The organism is uncultured Ralstonia sp., assembly GCA_913056305.1.
GTDB lineage: Bacteria > Pseudomonadota > Gammaproteobacteria > Burkholderiales > Burkholderiaceae > Ralstonia.
Genome location: CAJXMR010000240.1, coordinates 1 through 6,677, shown reverse-complemented (window position 1 = coordinate 6,677; position 6,677 = coordinate 1). Strand labels below are relative to the sequence as shown.

General features: G+C 66.3%; 6 protein-coding genes. 3 read left to right on the top strand and 3 right to left on the bottom strand.

Features of this window, described 5'->3' with window-relative positions; translation table 11 throughout:
• A partial coding sequence (locus QZ609_RS23060) for an SAM-dependent methyltransferase (RefSeq protein WP_295499861.1) occupies window positions 1–530 on the bottom strand: 530 nt, incomplete at its 3' end.
• Between the two features lie 263 nt (window positions 531–793).
• Here QZ609_RS23060 and QZ609_RS23055 point away from each other — a divergent pair.
• A complete protein-coding gene (locus QZ609_RS23055) occupies window positions 794–2,050 on the top strand; it encodes a TIGR03862 family flavoprotein (protein WP_295499859.1) in 1,257 nt (418 codons plus the stop codon).
• Window positions 2,051–2,081: 31 nt separating this feature from the next.
• Here the strand turns inward: QZ609_RS23055 and QZ609_RS23050 are convergent, their stop codons facing one another.
• Both QZ609_RS23050 and QZ609_RS23045 read right to left on the bottom strand, forming a co-directional pair.
• Window positions 2,082–3,212: a class I SAM-dependent methyltransferase gene (locus QZ609_RS23050; protein ID WP_295499857.1), complete on the bottom strand. Its 1,131-nt coding sequence runs from the start codon at window positions 3,210–3,212 to the stop codon at window positions 2,082–2,084.
• Window positions 3,213–3,601: 389 nt separating this feature from the next.
• On the bottom strand, window positions 3,602–4,663 hold the full coding sequence (locus QZ609_RS23045; RefSeq protein WP_295499855.1) for an SDR family oxidoreductase: 1,062 nt from the start codon (window positions 4,661–4,663) through the stop codon (window positions 3,602–3,604).
• Between the two features lie 94 nt (window positions 4,664–4,757).
• On the opposite strand from QZ609_RS23045, the gene QZ609_RS23040 reads away from it, so the two are divergent.
• Together QZ609_RS23040 and QZ609_RS23035 are read left to right on the top strand one after the other, a co-directional pair.
• Window positions 4,758–5,663: a LysR family transcriptional regulator gene (locus QZ609_RS23040; protein WP_295499853.1), complete on the top strand. Its 906-nt coding sequence runs from the start codon at window positions 4,758–4,760 to the stop codon at window positions 5,661–5,663.
• Between the two features lie 112 nt (window positions 5,664–5,775).
• Window positions 5,776–6,677: chemotaxis protein (locus QZ609_RS23035; protein ID WP_295499852.1), on the top strand; the 902-nt coding region annotated here is incomplete at its 3' end.

Sequence of the window (6,677 nt, the reverse complement as noted above, 5' to 3'; positions counted from 1 at the left end):
GCCACCTCCGCCTGGCAGCACGGCACGAGCACGATGTACTGCGCATGCTTTTCGAGCGCGAAGCGGATCGCGTCGTCGGTGGCGGTGTTGCACGCGTGCAGCGCGGTGACGACGTCGATGGTGGGCGGCAGGCGTTCCGACGTGATCGAATCCGCCACTGACAGGTTCAGGAACGACATCCCCTTGAAGCCCAGCCGGGTCGCAAGCTCGGTCGACTTCGTCACCAGTTCTTCGCGGGTTTCGATGCCGTAGATGTGCGACGCGCCATCGCCGGGCTGCTCTTTGCAGAACAGGTCGTAGAGGATGAAGCCAAGGTAGGACTTGCCCGCGCCATGGTCGACGAGCGACACGTGCCCCTTCGCTTTCTGCACGTCGTCCAGCAGCGGCTCGATGAACTGGAACAGGTGATAGACCTGTTTCAGCTTGCGGCGGCTGTCCTGGTTCATCTTGCCGTCGCGCGTCAGGATGTGCAGCTCCTTCAGCAACTCGATCGACTGGTTGGGGCGGATATCGTGGGTTTTATTGGACATCGTCAAAACAGCTTCGCGGCAATTCGCATCGATACGTGCGACCGCCTGCGGAGGAACGGAAACAATGGCGTCAGTTTACCGAAAAGCGGGTGAGGTCACGCTTGGCCGCCGCGTGAGCGCGCAACGGGCAGTATCGTTCGTTTGCCCGAGTCAAGCCGGGATGGGACAATAGCGCCCCGCCCGTGTGCCATGCGCGTCACCCGCGCCGTGTCATAACGCGCATGCGGCGGGCGTCACCGCATCTCTCTCCGACCCACTGCTGCATGTCCCAATCCCACAACGCTCCCCTGGTCGCCGTGATCGGCGCAGGCCCCGCCGGGCTGATGGCCGCCGAAGTCCTGGCTCGCGCAGGCATGCGCGTCGAGGTGTTCGACGCCATGCCGTCGGCCGGCCGCAAGTTCCTGCTGGCGGGCATCGGCGGGATGAACATCACGCACTCGGAGTCGTTCGACGCGTTTCTAGGGCGCTATCGCACGCGCCGTGAGCAGCTCGCGCCGCTCATCGGCCGCTTCAGCCCCGACGCGCTGCGCGAGTGGGTGCACGGGCTTGGGATCGAGACATTCATCGGCAGCTCGGGCCGCGTATTTCCGACCGACATGAAAGCGGCGCCGTTGCTGCGAGCGTGGCTGCACCGGCTGCGCGAAGCCGGCGTGAAGCTGCAGATGCGGCACCGGTGGGTTGGTTGGAGTGCGCTGCCTGAGCAACCTGAGGCGCTGCGCTTTGAAACACCCGATGGGGAGCGCCTCGTGCACGCCGACGCCGTTGTGCTCGCCATGGGCGGCGGCAGCTGGCCACGCCTGGGTTCCGATGGCGCCTGGGTGCCGCGCCTGGAGGCGCGCGGCGTGCGGGTGGCACCGCTCCAGCCCGCCAACTGCGGGTTCGACGCAGACTGGAGTGCGTATTTCCAGGAGCGCTTCGCGGGGCAGCCAGTCAAGTCCGTCGCGATCGGTGTCGCGTCCGGCGACGATGGCGCACTGCAATTCCGCCAGGGTGAATTCGTCGTCACACAGACAGGCATCGAAGGCAGCCTGGTGTATGCGTTGTCCGCGCCGATCCGCGATGCGCTCGCGGCAGGTGGTGAAACCACGATCTGGCTCGACCTCGCGCCCGGCTGGAGCGCACAGCGCGTCGCAGATGAGTTGATGCGCCCGCGCGGTGCGCGCTCGATGTCGAGCCATCTGCAGAGCAAGTTGAACATCACGGGCGTGAAGCTCGGGCTGCAGCGCGAATGCCTGTCGAAAGACGCGTTCGCCGATCTCGCGCAGCTCGCACTTGCGATCAAAGCGCTGCCGCTGCGGCTCACGCGTGCCCGGCCGATCGATGAGGCAATCAGCAGCGCGGGCGGTGTCGCGTTCGACGCGCTCGATGCGAATCTGATGATTGCGCGCCTGCCCGGCGTGTTCTGCGCGGGCGAGATGCTCGATTGGGAAGCCCCGACGGGCGGCTACCTGCTGACGGCGTGCTTTGCGAGCGGCGCCGCCGCCGGGCATGGCGTGCTCGCGTATCTGGCAGGCAGATGAAACGCTCGCGCGCCACTCGACGGCAACTGCGCTAGCGCGCTTTCAGGCGCCAGAGCGACGTGACCTCGGCGGCGCGGGCCTGATAGAGCGGATCCTCCGCATCCGACGCCTTCGGATGCTTCGGCTTGATGTCGTCGCGGCCGACGACTTGCAAACCGGCGGCATCGATCATCGCCATCAGCGCATCCCGCGTGCGCAAGCCGAGATGCTCGGCGAAATCCGACAGGATCAGCCAGCCTTCGCCGTTCGGCTCCAGATGCGCGGCGAGACCATCCAGGAAGCCTCGGAGCATGCGGCTGTCCGGATCATAGACTGCCCGTTCGATCGGCGAGCTGGGCCGTGCCGGCAGCCACGGCGGGTTGCACACGACGAGCGGCGCGCGGCCCTCGGGAAAGAGATCGGCCTCGATGACTTCGACCTGGGATTGAAGCCCGAGGCGCGTCAGATTTTCGCGAGCGCAAGCGAGCGCGCGCGCATCCTGATCGGTGCCGATGACGCGCTTCACGCCGCGTTTCGCAAGCACCGCCGCCAACACGCCGGTGCCCGTGCCAACGTCGAATGCCAGCGCCTGCGACGGCAAGGGCGTTTGCGCAACCAGATCGATGTATTCACCGCGCACCGGTGAAAAGACACCGTAGTACGGGTGAATGCGCTCACCATCCAGCGCCGGAATTTCGACACCTTTCTTGCGCCATTCATGCGCGCCGATCAGCCCGAGCAGTTCACGGAGCGAGACGACCGACGGTGCGTCGCCTGCGCCGTACGCTTCGTTGCAGGCGTCGCGCACGTCGGGCGCGCGGCGCAACGGGATCGTGTAGTCGGCGTCGAGCGGAATCAGCAGCATGCCGAGCGTGCGGGCGCGCTGCGATTGGGCCTGGCGATGCAGGTTGAACGCATCGAGGGGCGAGGTGGCCGCCTTGCGCGGTTTGCGATCGGCGCGGCGGGACATCGCTTGCAGCAGTTGACGCGCGTTCTGGAAGTCGCCTTGCCAGAGCATTGCGACGCCCTCGCACGCTTGGCGGTAGGCGGCGTCGGCGGTGGTGCGGTCGTCAGCGATCGTGACGCGCTTGGGCGGCGGGTTGCCCGCTTCGGAGCGCCACTGGGCGGTGTGGGCGGTGGCGGTTTCGGCGTCGGTCCAGCTGAGGGTGGGGTGATCGGTCACGGGGCGAATTGCGAAAATCGGGGGAGCCATGGCGCGCGACTGAAAAAGCATCACGCGGAGAATCGGCGACACGATACAGCCCACCGCTCGAATGCACAACGCGCACGCAAAGCGGGCCTGGCGCCGGTCCGATCCGGTCGGAGGCGCCTGGCCCGCAAAGCCTTGAAATACCGCGCTTTGTGCCGTTCAGACCCAGCGCGGTCCATAGAGAAAATGGTGGGGCGTACAGGACTTGAACCTGCCTGCCTGCGGCGGCAAACCGTCGCTGCTCGACCCATGAGCTACCGCCCCGCCTTTACTATATCGGCCCTTTTTGAGGGAACCCGAGTCAGGACATCCCCCTAGCCCAATTGGATTGTCGACCGGGCCCGCCGAGGCATCCGGACGCTCTAGCCCGGAATGATCTTGCGCTGCCGCAGGTCGTCGAAGATGCGATAGAACATCGCCTCCGTTTCCACGTAGTCGTGAAAGCCGAATCGACGTGCCTTGGCGCCGTCGCCGAACATGTCGTAGTCCCACGAAAAGACGAAGTCGGCAAAGCGCCACGACGATACGTCGCGATACGGCGTGTCGGCCAGGGCGTGCCTGGCGATCATGTTCTGCCACAGCGGTGCCTTGTCGGCCATGACGGTTTCGAGCGATAGCGGCAGCGGCGGGGCGACTTCCAGATCGAAGTAGCGCGCGATCCTGGGCCACATCTCGCTCCAGCGGAACAGGTCGCCGTTGTTGATGTTGAAGGCCTGGTTGGCGCAGCGCGGGTCGGTGGCAGCCCACACGGTGGCGCGGGCGAGCAGGCCGGCGTCGGTCATCTCCAGCAGATGGTCGTAGGCGCCGGGTTTGCCGGGAAAGCGCAACGGCAGGCCGAGTTCCTTCGACATCGATGCGTACACGGCAATCGCCACCGCCAGGTTCATCGGGTTGCCCAGCGCAAAGCCGCCAACCACCGCCGGGCGGATGGCCGACCACGTCCACGCCTTGCCGTGCTGGCGCGCTTCCAGAAAGGTCTGCTGGTCGAACATGAATTCGGGCGGCATGAAGTGCGCATCGGTCTCGCGCGCAGGCGTCTTGAAGGGCCCAAGGTGGCCGCCGTAGACCTTGTAGCCCTGCATCAGGCTGATGTGCGCGAGCCGGGGCGATGCGGCCTCGATGGCGTCGACCACGTGGGTCAGCATGGCGAGGTTTGGCGGCACCAGCTCGGCCCAGGTCGGGCGGTCCTGATAGGCGGCGTAGAAGACGTGCGTGATGTCGGTGAGCGTGCCGAGCTTGGCGCGCGCGTCCGCCGCGTCGAGCAGGTCGACGGCGATGTGGCGGACGTGCTCCGTCGATTCACCGCCGCGGCGCGACAGGCCGATGATGCGCCAGTCGTCCAGCGTGGCGAGGTGGCCGATCAGGTTGCGGCCGATCACGCCTTGGGCGCCTACCACAAGCGCGGTCTTGATGCGGGTTGTCATGATGGTCGGGAGATGGGGGGGCAGCCAGTATGTGGTGTGCCAGATCTGTGCGATAGACTGCCGACAAGCACAACATCTATGAACTCAAATCACAATGGCGCGGCTCGATGTCAATCGCTTTGGCGAGATGGAAGTCTTCGTGCGGGTGGTGGAGCAGGGCGGCTTCTCGGCCGCTGCTCGCGCATGCCGGATGACGCCATCGGCAGTGAGCAAGCTGGTGGCGCGGCTGGAGGCACGCCTTGGCGCGCGGCTGGTGAACCGCTCCACGCGGCGTTTCCAGCTCACGCCGGAGGGCACGGCGTTCTACGAGCGCAGCGTGGCCGTGCTGGCCGATCTGGACGAGGCCGAGCGTGAGGCATCTGCTGGTGCGCAACCGGAGGGGCGCCTTCGCGTGAATGCCAACGTGCCGGTCGGCACGCATCTGCTGCTGCCGATCGTGCCGCTGTTTCTCGAATGCCATCCGCAGGTGTCGCTCGACATTGCACTCACGGATCGGGTGGTTGATCTGATGGAAGACCGCACCGACGTGGCGCTGCGCAGCGGGCCGCTGAAGAACTCGCGGCTGGTGGCGCGCAAGCTGGGGCAGACGCGGCTGATGGTGGTGGCCTCGCCCGCGTACCTGGCGCGCGCCGGCACGCCGCGCACGCCGGACGACCTGGCGCAGCACAACTGCCTGGCCTTCAGCTACACGCGCGCGGTCAATGGCTGGCCCTTCATCCAACGCGGCCGGCGCACCGAGTTCATGCCGCAGGGCAACACGCAGATCAGCGATGGCGAGGCCCTGCGCGCCGTGGCGGTGGCCGGGCTGGGCCTGGCGCGCCTGGCGGCGTTCCAGGTGCGCGCCGACCTCGATGCGGGCCGCCTCGTGCCCGTGCTCGAAGACTACGATGCCGGCGAGACCGAAGACATCCACGCCGTCTACCTTGGCCACGGCGCGCATCTGCCGGCGCGCGTGCGGGCGTTTCTCGACTTTCTCGTCGCGCACGTTAAGGTTGCCTAGGCCGATTTCTTTCCGCTCCATGGATGGCGCCACGCGCACATTCGAAAACCGCTTCAAGTTGCGCCCCAGCGTGCCGTTTACCGCCACATAACGTGTGTGAACGGGGGATGAGATGTCGCAGCACGAAGTCGATGAACGGAGCAACCTGATCAACAACAACCGCTTCGAGCTGTTGCTGTTCCGCCTGGGTGAATCGCAGCGCTCCGACCAGCGCGAGCTGTTCGGCATCAACGTGTTCAAGGTGCGCGAGATCATGGTCATGCCGCCCGTGACGCACGTGTCGGATGCCGGCGCCCACATCCTGGGGGCGGTCAACGTGCGCGGCCAGATCATCCCCGTGATCGACCTGGCCAGCGTGATCGGCTGCAAGAACGGCAACGCCAACATCCTGCTGATCACCGAGTACGCACGCACCACGCAGGGCTTTGCGGTGGAAGAGGTGGACGAGATCGTGCGCCTGGAGTGGAGCCAGATCTTCCCGGCCGAAGCCAGCGTGGGCAGCAACAACATCACCAGCCTCGCGCGCCTGGACGGCAATGCCGACAACTCGCGCCTGGCGCAGGTGATCGACGTCGAGCAGATCCTGGTCGACGTGTTCCCGACCCGCCGCGCCGATCTGGCCCCCGCTGACGTCGACGATCGCATGATCAAGCTGCCGCCGGGCGCCAAGCTGCTGGTGGCAGATGACTCGGGCCTGGCCCGCTCGCTGATCGCCAACGGCCTGGAAGCGATGGGCGCCCCCTTCGTGATGACCAAGAGTGGCCAGGAAGCGTGGGACACGCTGCAGAACATCGCGCGTGATGCCGCCCGCGAAGGCAAGACCGTGCGCGACAAGATCGCGCTGGTGCTGACCGACCTGGAAATGCCCGAGATGGACGGCTTCACGCTCACGCGCAAGATCAAGACCGAGCCGGCGTTCCAGTCGATTCCGGTGGTGATCCACTCGTCGCTGTCGGGCTCGGCCAATGAAGACCACGTGCGTCGCGTCGGCGCCAACGGCTACGTGGCCAAGTT